Source organism: Desulfovibrio sp. 7SRBS1, from assembly GCF_049723905.1.
Classification (GTDB): Bacteria; Desulfobacterota; Desulfovibrionia; order Desulfovibrionales; family Desulfovibrionaceae.
In genome coordinates, this window is sequence record NZ_JBJKFD010000001.1 from 3,914,344 (window position 1) to 3,935,193 (window position 20,850).

At 54.3% G+C, this 20,850-nt stretch carries 17 protein-coding genes, 1 tRNA gene and 1 pseudogene; 7 read left to right on the forward strand and 12 right to left on the reverse strand.

Going from position 1 to position 20,850, the window contains the following annotated elements:
- Nucleotides 1–112: 112 nt before the first annotated feature.
- Nucleotides 113–670: a type I restriction enzyme HsdR N-terminal domain-containing protein gene (locus ACI0FJ_RS17305; RefSeq protein ID WP_424305434.1), complete on the reverse strand. Its 558-nt coding sequence runs from the start codon at nucleotides 668–670 to the stop codon at nucleotides 113–115.
- A 113-nt stretch (nucleotides 671–783) separates the two neighbouring features.
- Here ACI0FJ_RS17305 and ACI0FJ_RS17310 point away from each other — a divergent pair.
- The 3 genes from ACI0FJ_RS17310 (at nucleotide 784) to ACI0FJ_RS17320 (ending at nucleotide 2,348) form a co-directional block, all read left to right on the forward strand.
- Nucleotides 784–860: transfer RNA gene (locus ACI0FJ_RS17310), tRNA-Pro, on the forward strand.
- 211 nt (nucleotides 861–1,071) lie between these two features.
- Complete coding sequence (locus ACI0FJ_RS17315; protein ID WP_424305435.1) at nucleotides 1,072–1,482, forward strand: MarR family winged helix-turn-helix transcriptional regulator; 411 nt, start codon at nucleotides 1,072–1,074, stop codon at nucleotides 1,480–1,482.
- A 215-nt stretch (nucleotides 1,483–1,697) separates the two neighbouring features.
- Nucleotides 1,698–2,348 carry a CatB-related O-acetyltransferase gene (locus tag ACI0FJ_RS17320; RefSeq protein ID WP_424305437.1) on the forward strand — a complete coding sequence of 217 codons (651 nt, stop codon included), beginning with the start codon at nucleotides 1,698–1,700 and terminating at the stop codon, nucleotides 2,346–2,348.
- Nucleotides 2,349–2,636: 288 nt separating this feature from the next.
- Here ACI0FJ_RS17320 and ACI0FJ_RS17325 read toward each other — a convergent pair whose 3' ends face one another.
- The 8 genes from ACI0FJ_RS17325 to ACI0FJ_RS17360 form a co-directional block, all read right to left on the reverse strand.
- Nucleotides 2,637–3,425, reverse strand: coding sequence for a hypothetical protein (locus ACI0FJ_RS17325; RefSeq protein WP_424305439.1), 789 nt, complete (start codon nucleotides 3,423–3,425; stop codon nucleotides 2,637–2,639).
- A gap of 156 nt (nucleotides 3,426–3,581) precedes the next feature.
- Nucleotides 3,582–5,639, reverse strand: coding sequence for a methyl-accepting chemotaxis protein (locus tag ACI0FJ_RS17330; protein WP_424305441.1), 2,058 nt, complete (start codon nucleotides 5,637–5,639; stop codon nucleotides 3,582–3,584).
- Between the two features lie 834 nt (nucleotides 5,640–6,473).
- Nucleotides 6,474–7,334 (reverse strand): hypothetical protein, encoded by an 861-nt coding sequence (locus tag ACI0FJ_RS17335; RefSeq protein WP_424305443.1) that lies wholly within the window; start codon nucleotides 7,332–7,334, stop codon nucleotides 6,474–6,476.
- Nucleotides 7,335–7,403: 69 nt separating this feature from the next.
- Nucleotides 7,404–8,852: an inorganic phosphate transporter gene (locus ACI0FJ_RS17340; RefSeq protein WP_424305445.1), complete on the reverse strand. Its 1,449-nt coding sequence runs from the start codon at nucleotides 8,850–8,852 to the stop codon at nucleotides 7,404–7,406.
- 12 nt (nucleotides 8,853–8,864) lie between these two features.
- Complete coding sequence (locus ACI0FJ_RS17345; protein WP_424305447.1) at nucleotides 8,865–9,515, reverse strand: DUF47 domain-containing protein; 651 nt, start codon at nucleotides 9,513–9,515, stop codon at nucleotides 8,865–8,867.
- Between the two features lie 161 nt (nucleotides 9,516–9,676).
- Entirely contained in the window at nucleotides 9,677–11,260 is a 1,584-nt protein-coding gene (locus ACI0FJ_RS17350; protein ID WP_424305449.1) for an SLC13 family permease, read from the reverse strand.
- A gap of 389 nt (nucleotides 11,261–11,649) precedes the next feature.
- Entirely contained in the window at nucleotides 11,650–12,285 is a 636-nt protein-coding gene (locus tag ACI0FJ_RS17355; RefSeq protein ID WP_424305451.1) for a hypothetical protein, read from the reverse strand.
- A 25-nt stretch (nucleotides 12,286–12,310) separates the two neighbouring features.
- On the reverse strand, nucleotides 12,311–12,775 hold the full coding sequence (locus ACI0FJ_RS17360) for a CYTH domain-containing protein (protein WP_424305453.1): 465 nt from the start codon (nucleotides 12,773–12,775) through the stop codon (nucleotides 12,311–12,313).
- Between the two features lie 116 nt (nucleotides 12,776–12,891).
- On the opposite strand from ACI0FJ_RS17360, the gene ACI0FJ_RS17365 reads away from it, so the two are divergent.
- From ACI0FJ_RS17365 to ACI0FJ_RS17380, 4 genes are all read left to right on the forward strand, one after another.
- Entirely contained in the window at nucleotides 12,892–13,821 is a 930-nt protein-coding gene (locus tag ACI0FJ_RS17365) for a LysR family transcriptional regulator (protein WP_424305455.1), read from the forward strand.
- Between the two features lie 742 nt (nucleotides 13,822–14,563).
- Complete coding sequence (gene dgcN, locus ACI0FJ_RS17370; protein ID WP_424305457.1) at nucleotides 14,564–15,565, forward strand: N-acetyltransferase DgcN; 1,002 nt, start codon at nucleotides 14,564–14,566, stop codon at nucleotides 15,563–15,565.
- A gap of 99 nt (nucleotides 15,566–15,664) precedes the next feature.
- Nucleotides 15,665–16,642, forward strand: coding sequence for an N-acetyl-D-Glu racemase DgcA (gene dgcA / locus ACI0FJ_RS17375; RefSeq protein ID WP_424305459.1), 978 nt, complete (start codon nucleotides 15,665–15,667; stop codon nucleotides 16,640–16,642).
- A gap of 56 nt (nucleotides 16,643–16,698) precedes the next feature.
- Entirely contained in the window at nucleotides 16,699–17,544 is an 846-nt protein-coding gene (locus ACI0FJ_RS17380) for a D-amino-acid transaminase (RefSeq protein WP_424305461.1), read from the forward strand.
- A gap of 123 nt (nucleotides 17,545–17,667) precedes the next feature.
- Here the strand turns inward: ACI0FJ_RS17380 and ACI0FJ_RS17385 are convergent, their stop codons facing one another.
- The 3 genes and pseudogenes from ACI0FJ_RS17385 to ACI0FJ_RS17395 all read right to left on the reverse strand — a co-directional run bounded on the left by ACI0FJ_RS17385 (nucleotide 17,668) and on the right by ACI0FJ_RS17395 (nucleotide 20,456).
- Nucleotides 17,668–18,678 (reverse strand): calcium-binding protein, encoded by a 1,011-nt coding sequence (locus ACI0FJ_RS17385; protein ID WP_424305463.1) that lies wholly within the window; start codon nucleotides 18,676–18,678, stop codon nucleotides 17,668–17,670.
- Nucleotides 18,669–19,883: pseudogene (locus ACI0FJ_RS17390) on the reverse strand (IS5 family transposase); the annotation flags it as partial. The pseudogene ACI0FJ_RS17390 and the gene ACI0FJ_RS17385, both read right to left, overlap by 10 nt.
- Before the next feature lie 123 nt (nucleotides 19,884–20,006).
- The gene (locus ACI0FJ_RS17395) at nucleotides 20,007–20,456 is read right to left on the reverse strand and encodes an aspartate 1-decarboxylase (RefSeq protein WP_424305465.1); all 450 of its coding nucleotides are present in this window, start codon (nucleotides 20,454–20,456) and stop codon (nucleotides 20,007–20,009) included.
- Nucleotides 20,457–20,850 lie beyond the last annotated feature (394 nt).

Below are 20,850 nucleotides of genomic sequence, written 5' to 3' on the forward strand. Positions count from 1 at the left end.
GCATTCTCGCCATGCGTTTTTTGTTGGGTAGGTTTGCCTGGGGAGAGGTGGCCGTTACTGAAAGATCGCTCGAACCTCCCCGTGAAATTGGGGGGCGAAATTGGGGGCGCTGCTACTTGGGTATGGGGCAGCAGGTTCCTTCGCAACAGCTGGTAAGAAATTCGCTGTAGGCATAGAGGATGCGTTCCTCGGCCTGGCGGCGTTTGCCTTCCATGGGCGGGAAGGTGCGGCCCTGGGCCATTTCCTTCAGGTCGGCATAGTGCGGAATAGCGTCCATGCCGCGGGCCAGAATCTCCCCGCTGAGAACATCCAGAAGTATGGCGTCCTTGGTGTCCGTGGCAATGGCAAGCGGGGCGGGTCCGCCTTCGATAAGCCGGGCAGCGGCCACGGTTTCGCGGTCGTAGGTGCCGGGCATTCCCGAACAGAAAATAAGCACCAGCAGCGGTGCGCCTGCGTCGTCGTAGGCAACCAGGTCCACCACGCGGCAGTAGGGTTCATCGTCCACGTTGACGTACACGCCCACCTTGGAGGCGAGCCTGTCCTTGGGATAGCCCCGCTCCTGCACCATCATGCGTGCCAGAGCCTGCCGGATTTCCTCATACGTGGTTTCCGGCACTTCCTCGCCCGTCAGATAATCGCGGATGGTTCCGCCCAAATTTGTTTCGTGCATATTTTTATGTATAGGTCCGATACGGCCTTTACGGAAGAGGACGAAGGATATAAATTTTCATAAACATGGCACTTGCCTGCGGCTGTGTTTTCGAGTAGCAAAACAATCCTCGTCGGGGCGTGGCGCAGTCTGGTAGCGCGCCTGCTTTGGGAGCAGGATGCCGGGAGTTCAAATCTCTCCGCCCCGACCACATTGCATAGAAAAGGGACAGGTTAACGCCTGTCCCTTTTTTCGTGGAATTTTGCGGGCTGTTCTTTTTGTCGGGGAAGAGGCTACGGGCGGTAACACCCGAAAAAATCAAAGGAAAGATCGCGGCCACAAAAGAGTTGACGAAACGTTATTTTCTTTTTAGATACTTGATCTATCAAATATATATCAACAATAAAACAAGGATATCTCAAGTGAGCAGCGAAGATACCATCATAGCAATAGCCATTGTCCAGGCGCGCATCCTGAAAAAAATAGATCAGCATCTCTCGGTACACGGGATCAGCTTTACCGAGTTCATGGTCATGTATTTTCTCAATGAAGCCGCGAACAAGACAATGCGGCGGATTGATTTGGCCGAGAGCATAGGGCTGAGTGCTTCAGGGGTAACGCGCCTGGTAAACCCAATGGAAAAAAACCATTTGGTAATCAAGGAAAGCAATCCCCGTGATGCACGGGTAAGCCTGGTCAAGCTTTCCGATACCGGGGCCGAGCTTTTCCAGGATGCCTTGGTCACCTTCAGACAGAGCGCGGATTCAATCCTGAGTCCGCTCAATGACAAACAGAACGAGACGCTCTTCAACCTGGTGGGGAAACTCTTGTAGGCGACACTTGAACGAGCCGCTTTTTGAGCCGCGCCAGGGCAAGGAACTTTTTTCCCCACCGGCCATCTCAGCAGCCTGCCGCCCTCTGCTTTAATATGCTGGCCGAGGGGCTGGCAGGTGTGGCAGATCGTTTTTGTGCTCCCATTCCCACACTTATCCCTTCCGTTCCGGGCAAACCGGACAAACCGGGCAAACCGGGCAAGGAGAAAATATATATGCTTGACCCGACAACGAAATATCCCATGATCATGCCGGATGGTACTGTTGTTCGCAGCGTCGTCAACCTGAACCAGGTCATCGACCATCCGCGAATGGAGATAGGCGAGTTCAGTTATTACTCCAATTTCAAGGAACTGGAGGATTACGCGGCTGAAATCGCGCCCTATCTCTTCCCTCTGAGCCTTGAAAAACTCGTCATCGGCAAGTTCGTTCAGATGGCTCACGGCGTCCGCTTCATTACAAGCACGGCAAACCATAATACGAGCGGCTTTTCCACCTATCCCTTCAACAACTTTACGATGACGCCGGAGACAACCCGGGAAGACATTCAGGCCATGTTCCAGATACCTGGCAGAAAGGGGGATACCGTGGTGGGAAATGATGTGTGGATAGGCATGGACGCCACCATCATGCCCGGAGTCACCATCGGCGACGGTGCCATAATCGGCAGCCGTGCCGTGGTTACCAGAGACGTGGAACCGTATACCATCGTGGGCGGCAATCCCGCCCAACCGATTCGGAAACGGTTTGATCCGCAGACAATCGAGAGGCTTCTTGAAATTCGTTGGTGGGATTGGCCCGTGGACAAGATCATCGCGAATACTGAGGCCATTACCGGGGCGGATATCGCAGCTCTCGCGGGGTAGCTGGCTCGACTCGGGGGTGGCAAATGCGGCACCAGACCATCAGGGGGACAAACGACGGCAGGGGGCGGGGACTCAAGCTAAGAAACAAGGGGGACGGTCAGCTGGGAGTGGGCTGCTGGGGGTGCGAAGCTCTTTGTTCCGGCTACATTGCATAAAAAAGGACAGGCGTACGTCTGTCCTTTTTTGTGGGAGTTGTAATCATTCCGTGTGTGGCTAGTGTCAGGTATGTACTATCTCTGCACAGCTTTGGAAATATGCAGGCCATGTGTTCAACATCGTGGCAAAATATCATTCTAAGAACATGCTTGTATGTTCACGTATAAAATTAGCAACTTCAGGGCGATACTTGGATAGCTCTTCAAACATTTCTTGAATGAAAGGAGCCACCCAATACTGTGAATTCTCTGGTGGAATCTCGCCGAATTCTAAATAGTCAACGTAATCATTTGAAGACAGATAGTGTTCCTTTATATACGATATATATGAAAAATGAAGAAAAAATAAATATTTAATATCGTGCATGACCTGATCAAGCAAACTACATCTCTTTTCAATGTATATCTCATTGTCGTTAAGAAGTATGTGCTTATAATAGTTATAATGTAAATGATCATTGCATCTATCTCTAATTGCTTTATATGTTTTATAAGAGCCGATAAGCACTTCATTCGCTTTTTTCATATCTGAGCACTGTAGAATATACTGTGACATATCTTTAATACCTGGAAGCTTTGAGTGCCCATTAATCCAATTATTAATTTGATCAACAACAAGATTTTCAACACTAAAATGATGGTCTAGGTAAATGTTTGAGTAAATATTAATGATTACAGAGTCACTATATTTTCTAACTAAGGCCCAAGCATCGTTTATCCTACCATTCTTCAGCGTTTTGTGAATTGAATCAATGGTCCCCGCCAAAGATGAGAATGTGTACGAATCAATATTCGCAATTGACTGCGTTCCCGGAGACACCCAGCGGAAAACACTTAGGGCCCACTGTTTATAAAACACAGTGTATTTCTCAAGATCATAAAATACTTGATGATTTTTGTATTCTAGAGAAGTTACATGCATCCCAATCTCCTATGCACATCTGTAATATTATAGGTATTAATTCATTTAATATGTAAAATCGTCATTTTTACTGTGATTAGTCAATGGTGATACCAATAAAAAAGCGGCTGCCTCAAAAGAAGCAGCCGCTTTTTGTGTATCTCTAGATATTCGGGCCTAGCTGTTTTCGCGCTGCATGTTCTCGACCAGTTCCTTGAGTTTCATGGCCTGCGAGGCAAGGTCCATGACTGCCTTCGAGGACTGGCGCATGGCAATGTTGGTCTCTTCCGAGATGCGGTTGACGTCTTCAACGGAGCGGTTGATCTCCTCGGACGTTGCGGTCTGTTCCTCGCACGCGGTGGCGATTCCCTGAATTTTGCCGGAAACATCCCCGGAAAGGGCCACGATGCTCGAAAGCGACGTGTTGGCCTCCTGGGCCTTTCCTATGAGTTCTTCAAGCATGTTGACGGTGTCCGTCACCTGGGACGAACTTTCCTTGCTGCTGCTTTGAATGTCGGAAATGGATTTCCCGACCTCCTGGGTCGCCTGCATGGTTTTTTCCGCCAGCTTCCGAACCTCGTCGGCCACAACCGCGAAACCGCGTCCGGCATCACCCGCACGGGCGGCTTCGATGGCTGCGTTCAGGGCCAGCAGGTTGGTCTGGTCCGCAATGTCTGAAATCACTTCCATGATCGAACCGATCTTTTCCGCACCGTGGTCGAGTTGGCCCATATCGCGCTGAAGTTTTGAAGATTGCTCACCAACGGCCTGGACGCCCTTGATGAGTTCGGCAACCGTGTTTGCTCCGGATTGGGCATTCTCTTTGGCATCGTCCGCCGTGTGGGCGGCCTGGTCGGCGCTCCTGGCAACTTCCAGGACCGTGGCCGTCATTTGCTCCATGGCGGTGGCGGTTTCGCTGGACCGCTGGGACTGCATTTCCGCACCGCGCGAGGCCTGTTCCGTTTGGGCAGAAATTTCCTCGGACGCAGTGGAGATGATCTCCACGATCCCCTGAAGCTGGCTTGCGGCATGGAGCATGCCTTCGCGTTTGGCGCTTTCAGCCTTTTTCATGGCCTCTTCGGCCAGCTTGGTTGCCTCTTGGGCCTTGTTGGTTTCAATCTCGGCCTGCTTGGCATGTTCGTGGGCCTGGTTGATGTTCGACTGGAGCGTAATGAGCATTTCCTTGATAGCCAGGTGCAGGTCGAGCAGTTCGGCTTTGAACAACGAATCCTTGGGCACATCCTTGTTGTCTGCATTTCCGGAGGCGATCGCTTCCGCCACTTTGGCAATGAGGCGTACCGGCTTGATGATGAGCGACCCGGACAGCCAGGAAATGGCAATGACAAGCAGGATAATGGCAATGGCGGAAATGGCGGTACTGCTGTACGCCAGGGAAACGAGCGGAGCGTATACCAGATGGGCTTCCTTGCTGATGCAGATTCTCCATTGGGTGCCGGGGATGAGCGAGACGGCTGTGATTCTATCCTTGCCGTTGAAATAGTATTCCAAAACGCCCTGGTCCAGGGCCATGAGCTGGGGGCCGAAAGACGTGTCCCGCACATTGACCTTCATGGCGACTTTGGGGTTGGCATGGGCCACGACAAGGCCTTCACTATTGATCATGTAGGCATAGTCGGAATCGGTTTGGTCTATCTTGGTTATATAATGCTTGGTGAGGTGTTCCATGTTGATGGCCACAGAAAGCACGCCGACAATGGAACCTTGGTTGGCAACGGGGGTGGCGATGACGAATGTGGGAAGGCCCGTGGATTTATTCTTTAAAATGCGGGAATGGACGGTTTTCCCCTTGATCGCCTGTTTGAAATAATCTCTGTCCGCAATGTTCACCTTGTTGATATAGCGGGAGTCGGAACCGGCGATGATGTCGCCTTTGGGGTCCGTCAGCAGGGCATTGTCGATGAAAGTGTTTTTGCTGGTGTAGGCGGCAAGTTCCTTGCTCGCTATTTGCCGGGCGTTTTGCATTTCGGGGGACGAATCAAAGGACTCCCTGAATATTTCCAGCTTGCTCCATATCTCGATAAGGCCGTCCAGTTCGGTAAGCAGGCTGTTGATGCCCCGAGACATGTAGATGGCTTCTTTTTGAGATTCTTTTTTAGCGGAGGACAGCAGTGCCTTGCTGGCGAGCCTGTAACTGCTGATTCCGGAAATAGCCAGGGCGGCTATAATCAGTATGACGGAGGGAATAAGAAATCTTGATCTGAGAGACAACTTCATCTGTTTCTCCAGGTGCGCCAAAAGTTAGGGGTTGCGAATGTCCTTAAACTTTGTTGGATATGGTGCAACTTTCATTGAACTAGGCTTGTTGTGGCAGAATTGTGTGTTGAAGCTTTTTTTCAATGCGGTGCTTTTTGTGTTGCATCCATTTTTTTTTGTGGATTACGACTTGTATTTTATTTGTCTTTTATTATTTGATCATGCGGATTGGTAGCATGTACGATGAAATAAATATGTTGCATACAGTATTTATGGAGTGAATTTTGCTGTGTATTTTGCATAAAAAAAGAGGTTTGCAATGGTGTACTTTAGTGTGAAGTCCCTCTTGTGTAGTTTAGAAGCCTCACAGGCGATGGTTGGTGGAAATTTACTCCCTTAAAAATAATATTACGAGTTTTTTCCGGAGGTTGTAGCAAACTAAACCTTTAGTCTATAAATCAATATTTTTCAAGTTTTGTTTGTATTAAATGCAGTATTCGTAGTTTTATGGCGTATTGCTGTAATAATTATCTATATTATAAAAATTCCAAAATAGGAACTGTTATTTCACAAGATAAAGAAGCAGAAGCTGAATATTTTTCCAAGTATCTCAAAGAAGGGAACGAAGCGTTATGTCCCCGCTGAGCCCCCAAATGAAAGAAGCCAACAGTGGTTGAAGCGTTTTCTGGTGTGCATTGGGTCTCCGCGCAAAAGGGATGTGGATGTATGGGGGCTGTCTGCCCAGCGTGAATTGGTATTGGGCAAAAGCATTTCGACAAACCAAGGCCCCCTGTGCATCCGCTCGCTGCAGGGGGCCTTGGAGGTTCCGAAAAGGGAAGGAGAGCCGTTGGACGGTCAGTTTTTTGCGGCCTGAAAAGTCAGTTCCGTTTTAGAGGTTCCCGGATCGGCGGCAAGCAGGTTCCGCGCTTTGAGCTGCGAGGAAAGCCAGACGTCCTTGGCGTTCAGAGACGGTCTTTCAGTCAGGTCACCGTCAAAACCTATCTCAGCCAGATACGGCTTTGCCCCGTCGTGAAGCGTCCATACCTGGAGTTCCACCTTCATGCCCTTGTACGGTCCTTCGGCCGCAGTTCCCTTGAAAATGAGCATGGTCGCGCTGGGCGTGCGCATGAGGGGTGAAATATTGGCGTGGTCGCGCAGAGGAGCAGTCAGGTTGTAAACAGCCTGGTTATGCCCTTTGAGAAAGGCAAGGGCGTCTTCGGGCGTCATGGCGTCCAGGTTGAAATCCTTGCTTGGGATGGGCGTATCCACGGCAAACGAGTACTGGTCCTGCCCGAAAAAGGAGTCGATTTCCCCTTCGGTGCCGGGCAGCAGCCTATCGATTCTGGCAAGGTTGCTGCCGCGCGACTTGAGCGTGATTTTGGATTTTTTGGGCTTGGCAAGATCGAAGCGGACCCGCAGTACCTTGCGCTGGCTTTTCAGGAAGCGGTCTTCGGTGTCCACGTAAAAGCCGCGTTTGAGAGACGGCGTGTTTTTCCAGGTGATGAAGGCCATCTGCTGGAGGAATTCCGGAGCCAGATTTCCGGAAGCGTCCAAAGCGCCGGACGGGTCCAGCTGGTAATGGTATTCTATGGCTTTCAGATCTTTCTTTTGGGCCGTGGGGGAGGCTTCGCTTGCCTGTGCCAGTGCCGCAGTGGAAAATACGAGGAGCAGAACCGCAAGAGAGACTGTACACGCCGTAGCCGCTGTCTTTTTCATACGATGTACCTCATTGTTGGAGAGTCCTCTTTGGGTATGCAACATACCCTGCCCGTTTACGGAATTGTTCTACGAAGTTGTTTTTTCCCATGCCGCGTATAAAACGTCGGCTGTCTTCTGTATCGTGTTTTTCTGCATTTCCGCCTTGGCCTGCACCAGCTTCTGCAACGCCTCTTCCAATTGCCATCTGTGGAAGAAGTTTTGCCCGGCCAAGACGTTGAGGTCCTTTGGGGGCAGGGGGCCGGTCTTTTTCAGCACGTTCTCGAGTTCCGGGGTAAAGCGGATGGGCGCCAGCCGACACGCCTGCATGATGCGGCCTGTATCTTCATGCGAAAAGGCGCGGACCGTGTCCAGGCCGTTCTTGAATTCCCTGGCGGATGCAAAGGTCTGCCCGCGCAATGCCTCCAGGCTGTGCACGTCGACAACCGGGGCCAGCCGTTCCACTGCCGCATCCGTAATCCGGTAGCTTTCGGGGCGGTATGTCTGCTGCATGAAGACGTTTTGCAGGAAGAACAGCGAAACAAAGCAGATGACCGCGGCAATGACCGGCGTAACCGCCCAGCTGCTGCAAATGGCACCCACGGTCCGCCAGCGGATGCCGCGTCCGCCCTTGAGCAGCCCGATGCCGATGACCGCACCCACTATGGCCTGCGAGCTGGACACCGGCACTAGCGGAATGGGCGGAAGTCCTATGGATACAAAGGCGTTGCTGAGCCCTTGCGAGGAGAAGATGGTCAGCACCAGCGAGTGCGAGACCACCACGATGAAGGCGGCCACGGGGGAGAGCTTCATGATGCCTCCACCGCCCACGGTCATGATGACCTTTTTGGAGTAGGTGAACACCCCGGCGGCAATGGCCAGCCCGCCCAGGAAAAAGAGCTGCTGGGCCGCGGTGAGCGTGAACAGGTCGAAGACGCGGATGGGGCTCAAGTGGGAAATGGGAACAAAGACCCCCATGACCGTGGAGATGTTGTTGGCCCCCAGCGCGTAGGAACCGAAAATACCGGCCAGCAGAAGCCCCATGCGTGTGAAGTGGTCCTGCTGCAGCATGTGCGGTTTGCGCCACATGATGAACCTGCGGCAGGCAATGTACATGACCATGGAAAAGCCCGCGGAAAGGATGGGGCAAAAGACCCAGGTGGAGAGAATCTTGGTGAGCGCGCCGTAGTCGATGAGCGAGCCGGAAAAGAGGTTCCAGCCCACGATGGAACCGACAATGGTCTGCGAGGTGGAGACCGGGTAGCTGGCCTTGGTCATCAGAAACATGGTGATGGCCGAAGACAGGGCCACCATGAACGCACCGGCCAGGGCGTTGACCGAACCGAGCTTGCCCAGGGTCTGCGTGGCTCCCGCTCCGCTGACCACCGCGCCCAGAATGACGAAGACGCTGCACCAGATGGCGGCCGTGCGGAAGCGTATCATGCGGGTGCCCACGGCCGTGCCGAAGACGTTGGACATGTTGTTCGCGCCAAGGGACCAGCCGAGAAAAAGGCCGCTGGAAAAGAAAATGGATGACATGTTCCAGGCCCCTTACAGCGAACGCTTGATGACGTAGATGGCGAGTTTGTCCGCCACGTCCTCGGCCTTGTCCGCAATCTTGTCCAGTTTTTGGGCAAAGCTGGCGAGCTGCATCCTGTGGCTCAGGCGGAGTTCCTTGTCGTGAAAGATTTCCCGTTGCAGTCGGGAGACGGTTTTGTCGCATTCCTTTTCCCAGTGCGACACCTTGTGCATGTGGTCCGATACCGAGGAGAGGTCCTTGAAAAAGGCCCGGGCCGAACGCACGATGGCTTCGGCCGTTTCCACCACGTTGTCGATGAGTTCCAGCATGCGGGCGTGGAATTTCTGCGGAATTTCCGGCCCTTCTATCTCGAAACGCCACAGGGCTCCCTTGAAGCCGCCAAGCAGGTAATCCATACTTTCCAGCAGTTCCAGAACGTCGCCCCGTGACTCCGGGATAAGGGTCTTGGTGTAGAGCTTGGTCTCTATGTCGCGCCGCAGATCGTCCCCCCGGTGTTCCTTTTCCGTGATGTTGGTCAGTTGGGCCATAAGCCCTTCCATGTCTCCGGTCAGGTAGGCGTGCGCGCCGGATTTGAATATCAGTCCTGCCTCACTGATCTGGTTGAGAAAGTCGTCGAGCTGACGTTCGATCTTGATGCCGGTTTTTAAAATGCTGATTCCCATGATGTCGATCCGAGAGGGTTGAAGGTTGCAGAGAATGGGCTTTCCGGTTCCGGGCGTAAAGACGCGCGGCACAGCTTGCCCGTTATGGCTGCGGGCCTGGATGGCGGCGGAAGGAGGTGCGGAGGGGGGCAACCCTCCGCACTCGATGAGTGAGAGGCCAACTACCAGAGTTTGCTGTCGAATCCCATCAGGGGCATGACGTACTGCACCCAGGGGATGAGACATAAAAGCACGACGGTTTGCATTGCAACGCCGTACTTGAACGATTCAAAGCTCGAATAGTGGTTGGTGAGGTAACAGATTGTTGCGGGCTTGCTGTTGAAATACAGGACGTAGACCTGGTTGATCAGAAACGCCATGGGCAGGGCAAAGCCCAGCACGTCCCATCCGAAGTTTTCGGCAATGCCGATGATGATCGGAAAGAATATGATGGTTCTGGCCGTCTTGCTCTGGTTGAGGATGGACGAGTAGTTGAACAGCACGGCAATGACCAGGAAGACGAGCAGCTTGTTGGGGTCGCCGTTCAGCCCCATGGCATCGAACAGGTTGTTGATGCCGATACCCACGATGTTGGTCTTCTTGATGCCGCCGCCCAGCACGTACGCACCAAAGCTGAACATGAGCAGGTGCCAGGGAATGTCGGTCTTGTTCCAGTCGATGACGCCGATCTTGGGCAGGTTGGAGAAGGACGGCATCAGGCAGAAGGCGGCACCTGCCAGGGCCACGACCGTGGCGCTCAGGCCGTGCAGTTTGTCCGTGGCCCAAAAGGCGAGAACCAGCAGAAAGATGACCGCAGCCTTGATTTCATCCAGGGATATCGGCCCCATGCTGTTCAGTTCCGCGCGAAGGCGGTCGAGTCCGCCGTCAATGGACGGGTAGTTTTCGTCGCCCCGAACCGGGAAGATGATTCGTGTGCCCACCAGCCAGCCCAGCACCAGCACAATGAAGGCCAGGGGCGCCAGGGCTATGAACCAGTCCATGTAGAAGATTTGGGCCCCGGCACCGGCCAGCATGCTGGCGGCCACCAGGTTGGCGGCGGAGCCTGTCATGTATGCGCTGCACGATACGTTGATGCCGAGCAGGTTCTGCAGCACCAGGTTTTTGGCAAAGTTGTTGCGGCTGTCCCCCCCGGTTGCGCCGTAAATGGCGCTGATGACCATGAATATGGGCATCAGGAGAGCGGCTTTTGCCGCGGTGGCGTTGATGAACGCCCCCAGAATGAGGTTGAGGATGAGAAAGGTCCAGAAGACCGGCGTTGCATGATGGCCCGCCTTGAGGATGAACTTCAGGGCCAGCCGTTTGGCAAGGCCCGTGGCCACCAGCATGCTGGCCAGGATAAAGCTGGCCACGTTGAGGATCATGACCGGGTGGCCGAAATAGGCGTAGGCTGATTTTTCCTTGAGTATCCCCGTCATAACCACGGAAATGATGAGGAAGAGGGACGTAAGGTAGTTGGGAATGGCCTCGGAAATCCAGAGGATGAGCGAAGCGCCGAAAATGCCGAGCATGGTGTAGCAGTGCGCGGCAGGAACCTTGGTTTGGGTTGCGAAGGAATCGATAGGGAACATCTGGAAGTGAAAGACGCAGAAGAAAAGCACGGCCAGAGGCACGCCGATTTTCTTGATGACCTGCATGATGGGACCGGCAGGCAGGGTCGGCAGTTTCTCCAGGGAGTAGTTTCGCATGTCCAGCGGATCAAAGGAGTCGCATGCGGGCGCAGGGGACTTGTCGATGGGGACGTTCATTTCTTTCTCCTTCCCTGCGGCGGAGGCCGGAAAACGACCGTCGCAGGCTGCTGACATAGGCACGGTGGCGTCGTTGCCTCGAAAAAAGCCAAATCCTCTCGTATGGGCAAATACGCGTTGGCCTGGAATTTTTTTCGCGACCACAAAGCTTTTGGCTCTCGCACCTTTTTTTGAGCAGCCTGACGGATCGGACTTTGTGATCTTTCTGCTGCCTATCGGGATACCGGCCGGCAGCTCTTGCTCCTCGTGTCGCGTTCGTTAAATCCGCATTGTTATACATGCGGTAGAACAAGCGGCACGTCACATGGTGGGCCTGGCCCGCCATGCACCGCCAAATACGTAGATGTATTTGGCGGACATCACCCTAGATACCTCCTCGGCAGATGTACCTAGGCCATTCCGATGACGCTCTTGGCGGCTTTCAGGTAGTTCACGTTGGCGAACGACTCGATTTCCAGAGCTTCAATGGCTTTCTTCATTCCCTCGTAATCTTCGCTTTCGCAGCAGGCGGTTTCCAGCACGGCACCGTTGAATTCGATGATTCCGTACTCGCAGATAATATCGTTTACTGAGAAGCCGAACCGTTTCTTGTAAATGGATACGGCGGCCAGGGAGGGATGCGCTTTGACGATGGCAATGAAGTCGTCAAGGCTGTATTCGTCCTTGTCCAGTTCCACGCTTGCCTTCATGTTTTCCAGGATGGTGGCCACTTCCGCCTTTTTCACCGGAAACTGGAATTTTCCCCGGGGCTGAAAGATTTCGTAGCCGTTTTCGGTTTCTCCGACTTTCGTCTTGATGTCGAGCAGCCCGTCGCGGACCTTGACGTTGGCTTCGTTTGTTTCCGTGGAAAGGAAATATGTTTCACGGCTTTCGCGAACCTTGAACAGCCTGGCCTGCGCCTTCCACATGGATTTCTTGACGATATCCAGGATTCCCTGTCCGAACACACGGAATTCCGCTCTGGGGACAATCTTGGCTGCGTCTTCGGCGGAGGTGGCCTTGTTGGCTTCGAATACGTTTGTCATGTGCGTGCTCCTGTAAACGGGCTTTCTACCAGGTTGTGTAGGGGTGGTTGACGAGATTGGAGTTGAAGTAGCGGGGATCGCCGGTCACTTCCTCACCTACCCAGGAGGGCTTTTCGAACTGCTGGTCTTCGCTGGGCAGTTCGATTTCCGCAACCACCAGGCCTTTGTTGTCGCCGAAGAATTCATCGACCTCCCAGATGAAGCCGCCGAATTCGATCTTGTATCTGGATTTTTCAATGAGGGGCTTTTCGGCGAGGTCGTCGAGCATGGCCGTGCATTCATCAAAGGGAATCTCGTATTCGTATTCCACGCGGGTGGCCCCGGTGGTGATGCCCTTGATGGTCAGGAAGCCTTTGTCGTTGATGGTGCGCACGCGGACGGTGCGTTCCTTGGCGCTGTTGAGGTATCCCTGGCGGTAGTGGGTTCCTTTGGCCAGCTCGCGCCAGTCATCGCCGACAAGCAGAAATTTGCGTTCGATTTCTTTTGCCATGTTTTCTCCGGTTATTTTTCGGGTTGCATTGTGTGCATTCAACTTTCTGTTGTCTTAATGCGGATCGATGGATAAAAACAAATGATATATAAACATTGTAAATATAACTTGAAGTTATGAATGAAACATCACTGAAGATATTCGCAGCCATCTGCGAGACAGGCAGCTTCACCAAGGCGGCCAACGAGCTTTTCATCACCCAGCCCGCGGTAAGCCGCCATGTGCAGGCGCTGGAACATCATTATGGTGTCACCCTGTTCGAGCGGCGCGGCAGAAACATCTTTCTGACGGCCAACGGTGAAATCCTGCGCGACAAGACGCGGGAGCTGTTCACGCTGCACGACGAGATAGAAGGGCTGTTCAGCGACATTGTGGAACTGCGGCGGGGAAAGATAACCATCTGTGCCTCGGCCACGGTTGCCACCTACATGCTGCCCTCGGCTGTGGCGGATTTCTGCAGGCTGTATCCCGGCATTCAGGTGGAGCTGGTTTCGGGAAACACCCATGAGGTCAAACGGATGGTGGACGAAGGGGAGGCGGATGTGGGGTTCGGCGGCAGCGCCGGGGTGGAACGCAAAAGCATTCTCAAGGCTCCCATCCACAAGGAACGGCTGGTCATCGTCGCTCCTGCCGGGTGCGACCTGTGCGGCAGGGAGGTTGTGAAGCCTGAGGACATGCTGGGATACAATTTCATCTGGCGGGAAAAGGGCACGCAGACCCGGCTTTACGTACGGCGTTTGTTCAAGGATACCCATATGCCGGAGCCCAGCATTGTTGTCCGGCGTGTTGCCACGGCAAAGAAGTTTGCCCAGCTGGAGGGGAACCTGACGGCCCTGCCATATTCCGTGGTCCGCAGGGAAATCGACGACGGACGGCTGGAAGTGCTCAATGTACAGGGCTTCGACTTCCTGGTCCGCTTCAATGCCTTCATCAATGCCTTTCGCAAGCCCGGCACGGCGTGCACGGCCTTTTTGCGTCATCTCGCCAACAGTGATGTGTTTACGGATTCCGCCTCCCTGAAAAGCCTTCTGGAACCGAACAGGTAGGCTGCGACAGATGCTCTGGCAAAGGCAGTAGATAATGAGAGGCCGGGAAGCAAGGTAGGCCGCGGACTATGGGCCAGCGTGAGCGTGTGTTTTGCTGAATAACAAAAATGTTAACTGCGACAAGTACGTAGTTCCACCCAATTTATAATGCCACACAAAATACAGTTCTGTATGCAGTGGTCTCGTCTTTTTTCTCGTTTCAAAACTCCTATTCTGTACTTTGCTATGTCTCGAAAGCCACGGTCTATGCGGCTTTTCGAGGTGTGCCCCCCAGCCTTCACTTTCCGCCCGATTGAACTCTGTCTGTTTTTGGCTTCTATAAAAAAATGAGGCTTAATTTTTTCCGTTTGACTATGTTTTGTTGGAAGTATATTTCCGATCGGAGAAAAATTTGAAGATAATTTACACGAAAGTGAAAACAATCTTGCCTGGTTTACATTTACGTAAAACTCCGGGTGAAATTTTTCAGCCATGCAGGTGGAACTGTGTTTGTTCGGGTTTCGTTTTTTCTTCCTCTTATTTAATAAAATAAGCAGGTTGTGGAACCTGAAATAGAAGAACACTTCTTTGCGCCCTGTTGCGGAGCCATCTGGCATGTAAATTGATCTGTCATTGTTCCAGTCCGCCGGACAGCCGCAAGGCGGGGCGGAAGGTCGGCCGCAATGCCTGTGCCGTGGCGGATCGGCCGCTGGAACAAAGAACATAACCAATCAAACGGATTTGGATTACGGAGAAGCAACCCATGTTTGAAGCCCCTTATCTTCTTTTTCTTGGAGAGGCCCCGGACGCTCTGGCAGCAAAGATGGCTCAGGGTATTCAGGACTGGAGGCCCGAAGCCGTGGCCGGACAGTTTCGTATGGAAGGCTGCAAGGCCGACCTGGGCATCAAAGACCTGACCATCAAGGAAGCCGCGGCCGCTGGCGTAAAAACCGTGGTCGTATGTGTGGTCAACCGCGGCGGCATTATTTCCGAAAGCTGGAAGTCCATTCTGGTGGAAGCTCTGGAAGCCGGAATGGATGTCGCTTCGGGCCTGCACAACCTGCTGCGCGACGAGCCCGATCTGGTGGCTGCCGCAGAGCGTAGCGGACAAAAGCTGCACGACGTGCGTGTGCCCTCCGTCAAATACCCCATTGCCAACGGCAAGAAGCGTACCGGCAAGCGTTGTCTGGCCGTGGGTACGGACTGCTCCGTGGGCAAAATGTACACCGCCCTGGCCATTGACCGGGAAATGAAGAAGCAGGGCATGAAGTCCGACTTCCGTCCCACCGGCCAGACCGGTATCCTCATCGAAGGCAACGGCGTGCCCCTGGATGCCGTTATCGCCGACTTTATGGCTGGTGCCATCGAATGGTTGACGCCCGACAACGATGCCGACCACTGGGACGTCATCGAAGGCCAGGGCAGCCTGTTCCACGCCTCCTACTCCGGCGTGACCATGGCTCTGGTGCACGGCGGACAGCCCGATGCCCTGATCCTGTGCCACGAACCCACCCGCGAACATATGCGCGGACTGCCCGACTACCAGCAGCCCTCCCTGGAAGACCTGCGCGACGTTGCGCTGCGTCTGGCCCAGGTGGTAAACCCCGCCTGCAAGGTTGCCGGTATTTCCATCAATACCCAGCATATGGACGAAGCCAAGGCTCTGGCCTATCTGAAGGAAGTTGAAGACCGCATGGGCGTTCCCACTGTAGATCCCTACCGTCAGGGCGCAGGACGTCTGGTCGCGGCTCTGGCCGAGATTTAGCATATATATGTGAGCGCCCCTGGAAATTGCATTTTCAGGGGCGTGGTCCTGAGCACAGTCCATTGCGTATTGTGCAGACAACACACGAGAAGGTTTGCAATGAAAGTTTCCGCATACAAGGACGTCTTTCCCCTGGCCCAGGTGTTCACCATTGCCCGCGGCTCCCGGACCGAAGCGGTGGTGGTGCGTGTGGTCATCGAACACGACGGATGCACGGGAAGAGGCGAATGCGTGCCCTATGCCCGCTATGGCGAAAGCGTGGAGAGCGTGATCGACCAGATAGAAAGCCTGTCTGTTTCCGGCTCCGTGCCGCTTACCAGGGCTGCCTTGCAGGCTGCACTGCCTCCCGGCGCTGCGCGCAACGCAGTGGACTGCGCCTTGTGGGATCTGAATGCCAAGCAAACCAATATGCCGGTCTGGAAACTCGCCGGGCTGAGCAAGCCGGGACCGGAAATAACCGCTTTTACCCTCTCTCTAGCCACTCCCGAGAAAATGCAGGCGGAGGCAGCCAAGAATGCCTTCCGTCCGCTGCTTAAAACCAAGCTCGGTGGCGAAGGCGACGTTGCCCGCATAGAGGCGGTGCGCAAAGGCGCGCCCGATGCCCGCATCATCGTAGACGCCAACGAGGGATGGACCCCGGAAATGTACCGGAGCCTGGCCCCGGTGCTGGTTCGTCTGGGCGTGGAAATGGTGGAGCAGCCCCTGCCCGCCGGAAAGGACGACGCCCTGCTGGATATGGAACGCGTCCTGCCCGTATGTGCCGACGAATCCTGCCATGATCGCAACTCCCTGTCCGGACTCCGCGGCAAGTACGACATGGTCAACATCAAATTGGACAAGACCGGCGGCCTTACCGAGGCGCTGGCTCTGAGGGAAGAGGCCCTGGCCCAGGGCTATCAGGTGATGGTCGGCTGCATGGTCGGTTCTTCCCTGGCCATGGCGCCTGCCGTGCTGGTTGCACAGGGCGCCACCGTGGTGGACCTGGACGGTCCGTTGCTGCTGGCCGAGGACCGGCCCGAAGGGCTTGTTTACGACGATCTCGGAGTCCACCCGTCCACAAGCGGGCTGTGGGGATAAATCCATGCCCGCCGAGCCGAGGTGGGCTGTACCTAGCAAATATATCGAGGAATGAAATGAGCCGTATAGTTTATGTGAATGGTGAATATGTGCCCGAGGAAGAAGCCAAGGTTTCCATTTTCGACCGTGGTTTCCTGTTTGCCGATGCCGTGTACGAAGTAACGGCCGTGTTGGACGGAAAAATTTTGGAATGGGAAGGCCACGTCAACCGCCTGGAGCGTTCCCTGGGCGAGCTGGGCATGACCATGCCCGTTACCCGCGACGAACTGCTGGAAATCCACCGCGAGCTGATACGCCGCAACACCCTGGATCAGGGCGGCATCTATCTGCAGGTCACTCGCGGCGTGGCCGACCGTGATTTCGCGTTCCCCAAGGACACGCCCGAAACCCTGGTGCTCTTTACCCAGGCCCGTAACCTGACCGATCCCAAGGACGGCATCAAAGTTATTTCCGCGCCCGACATCCGCTGGCAGCGCCGTGATATCAAGACCGTGCAGCTGCTTGCTCCGTCCATGACCAAGATGCTGGCCAAAAAAGCAGGCAAGGACGACGCCTGGATGGTGGAAGACGGCTACGTCACCGAAGGCACCTCGAACAACGCCTACATCGTGACCGAAGACGGAACCATCGTGACCCGCAACCTGTCCAACTCCATCCTGCACGGCATTACCCGCGCCGCTGTCCTCAAACTGGTTGCGGAGCAGGGCATCAAGCTGGAAGAGCGTCCCTTTACGGTTGAAGAGGCCAAAAAGGCCAAGGAAGCCTTTTTTACAGCTGCCACCGCCTTTGTGTGCTCTGTGCTGGAAGTCGACAACGTGACCATTGGCGACGGCAAGCCCGGTCCCATTGCCACGCGATTGAACGATATCTACATCGAAGAAGCCAGAAAGGCCGCCATCTAACGGCCCTTGGTTTTTGCAAGTAATGAAGAGCGCCCCGGACCATATGTCCAGGGCGCTCTTTTTTTGTGGATGGGAGTAATCAGATAGTCCTCAGGGCGCCGAGGCCCTGTGCAGAGTCATGCACTATGCCAGTACCAGAGCCTCCGCCACATCGGCGGTAGTGCCGACGATCTGGACGTCGGCGGCAAAGTCGTCGGCTGCTTCCGTGGACATGGCGGCAAGCTGCGTGTTCACGGCTGCGGTGCGTACGGTGTCCGCGGACGATGCGGCAGTGGGAATGTAGGCCGCCACCACGTCCGCCAGGTTGTAGACTGCGCCGTTGGACTGGAAGGCCAGGTATTCCACGGACTGGGTCGTGAACCAATCCTGGATGATAAAGCCGTCCGTGCCGTTGGAGCTGGCAATGATCAGGTTTGTCCCGTTCTTGCCCACCTGGATCTGGCTTACATCGCTTGCCACGTAGATGTAGTCGTTGCCTTCGTTGGCCTGTTCACGAACCTGATCGGCCTGTATTCCCGCGGAAAGAACGTAGATGTCGTTGCCCGCCCCACCAGCCAGCAAGTCGTTCCCGGCTCCGCCCTGCAACTCGTCCTGGCCTTCCTCGCCGAACAGCGAGTCGTTGCCGGAACCGCCAATGAGCACGTCGTTGCCTGCGCCACCGGCTAAGATGATGCCCTGGTCCGCTGCCCGCATGGTATCGTTGTATGCGGTTCCGCTGATCTGTTCTACATTGGTTACGGTATCCCCGGCAGCGTCGCCCTGGTTGGCGACCGCACCGGTCAGATCCAGCAGAATTCCGGCAGTGGCAGTATGGTACGTAAGGACATCATTTCCGTCGCCGCCGTCGATGGAGTCCGCACCTGCGCCGCCGCACAGAATGTCGTTTCCGGCGTCCCCGTACAGCGTGTCGTTGCCTTCCTCGCCGTAGATGAGGTCGTTTCCGTCGCCGCCGTTTACCGTATCGTTTCCGGTTCCCGCATAGATGGTGTCGTTGCCGGTCTGCCCATAAGTAGTCAGGCCTGAAAAACCCGTTTCAGCTTCTACGCCACATTTTCCGCCAGCCGTCGGCTTGAGTCTTTGCCGAGGAGCAGAAACGCCAAGAGCGCAAAAAACTCTCCGATTTTCCGCATCCACTTCCTGAAGTTGAACGCCGCTGCGGCCATAAACAAGTTAATGGCGTCGCCGACCGCGCCCTTGAGATAGCTCCGGGCCATGCGGTGATCGTGTTTGAGATGGCCGATCACCGGCTCGATAGCCGCCCGACGGCGGAAGCGGAGCCGCGCCATAAGGCGCTGGTACGGTGTGTCCTTCTTCTTCGGAGGCTTTGGGATGAGGATTTGCGTGTCACCGACCTGATTCAGGCCCCTGTAGCCTCGGTCGCAGATCGCCATGGACGGACAGACCCCGGTGACCTCCCAACACTGTTCGAGGACATCCGGCAACGTATGGCCGTCGTAGACGTTCTCGTTGAACGACATCGCGCCGACGATGATACCCGTAGTTTTTGTGACCGCGATGGACGCCTTGCGCCCGAACTCGTACTGCTTGTGCGCTTTACCCTTGGAGATGCAGAGAATATCGGGTTCGTGTAGGCTGTAGACCTTATTCTTGTCGCTTCGTTTCTGGTCCTTGACCCGCTCGTACAGGTCAAGTCGCTCCTGGTGGCGGCCCAGGGCTTCGCCCGGCAATTTGCGCCGGAGTTCACGGATCAAGGCACCAGCCATTGTCCGCATCTTCCTCGCCTTTTTGGCCATCTTCATCCGTTTCAGCCGAAGCTTGGGGAGCGTGCGCTTGAAGCTGCGGCGTAGACCGACGCCTTCGCTGTCCGCGATCTTACGGCAGCCCTCGATGACTTTGGTCAAAAGCTTCAGGTCGGTAGGAAAGGTTACGTTCTTTTCCTGGACCGTGGTATCCACCGTGATCTCTCGTTCTTTGGCGTCATCACCGTGCAGTTCCACGGAGACCTCGAAAATCAGTCGTGCCCCGTCCTCGCCAATGCGCTTGCGGAAATAGATCAAATCCGTGGGATCGCAAGGCAGCTTCCACTGGAACTCGGTCATACCGCAAAACGCCTGGTAGTAGGGATTTTGCGTCCATGCCTCCACGACCCGTTCGTCGCTCAGATTCTCCAACTGCTTGAGCAGCATCAGCCCGACCATTAGCCGGGGCGGCTTGGCTGGCCGACCTTGGTCGCTGTAGAGTCCGGCGAACTCCTCCTCGAATCGCCCCCAGGGAATTCTCCTCGCCAATTGAAGGAGCGGAGCCTTCGGATTGAGCTGGTCCAGAAGGTCTGGGTAAAGGAACGTACCCTGCGGCTGTTTTTTGGGTTTTGCCCTCATGATTCTCCCGCCATTCGCTGCATCATTTCGACCGGTTTTATACGAATTCACAACGTTCTCTGGTCGAAAATACTACATTGTACAAGGAGAATTGTTAATAAAAATCAATCCACTAGAGATATTTCAGGCCCGACTAATGAAAAAAGTATACCCTGAGTCGGCGTCCTGCCCCACCTCATAAAGAAAGTGATTTTCAATCTCATCAAAAGGTGAAAATGGCAGGACATTGGGAACAATGGTCCACAAATTTTCCGGAGATGCCACATATTCCGTGGCGCAAACAATGACAGGGTCCCCTTTCTGGCATGTTCGAGCTGCCGCCCCGTTGATTACGCAGCACCGAGAGCCGGGTTCTCCGTATATCACATAGGTGGATATTCTATGTCCGCTGTGCTTGTTCCATATGTACACAAATTCCAGTGGAAAAATTCCCGCTTTCCGGCAGATGAGCGGGTCGAGGGTAATAGAGCCGTGGTAATCAAGCTCGCAACCCGTCACATGAATTCCATGAAGTTTGGCTCGCACTATTTTTATCATTGGCCGCACCTTTTCTGCAAACAGGATGATGGACATTTTACACGCAAATCAGACTCCAGCCCGATGGCCTCAGTCAGCATAATGTTTAAGCGGTACAGACTGGTGCCTCTTCAAAAGTGGACGTTAATCAAAAGACACAAAAAACACATACTCCCAAATGCTTTTTTTATACCCAGGACGCTCGGATTATAGATATGCCACCCAAAAACGCACCTCCAAATGCCAGGCTATAACATGTCCCATCCTGAAAGATGGTGCCAACAAAAGGGTCTATTTATGGAGGTGGAGGAGCACAAATGGGAGACAGGGAGGATACAATACGGGCCCAAATTGAGGAACAACAAAAAAACAGGATGCCACAGCTCTTTTAAAGAAAGACTGTAACACCCTGTATTTATTGCTGGTACCGGGAGAGAGACTCGAACTCTCA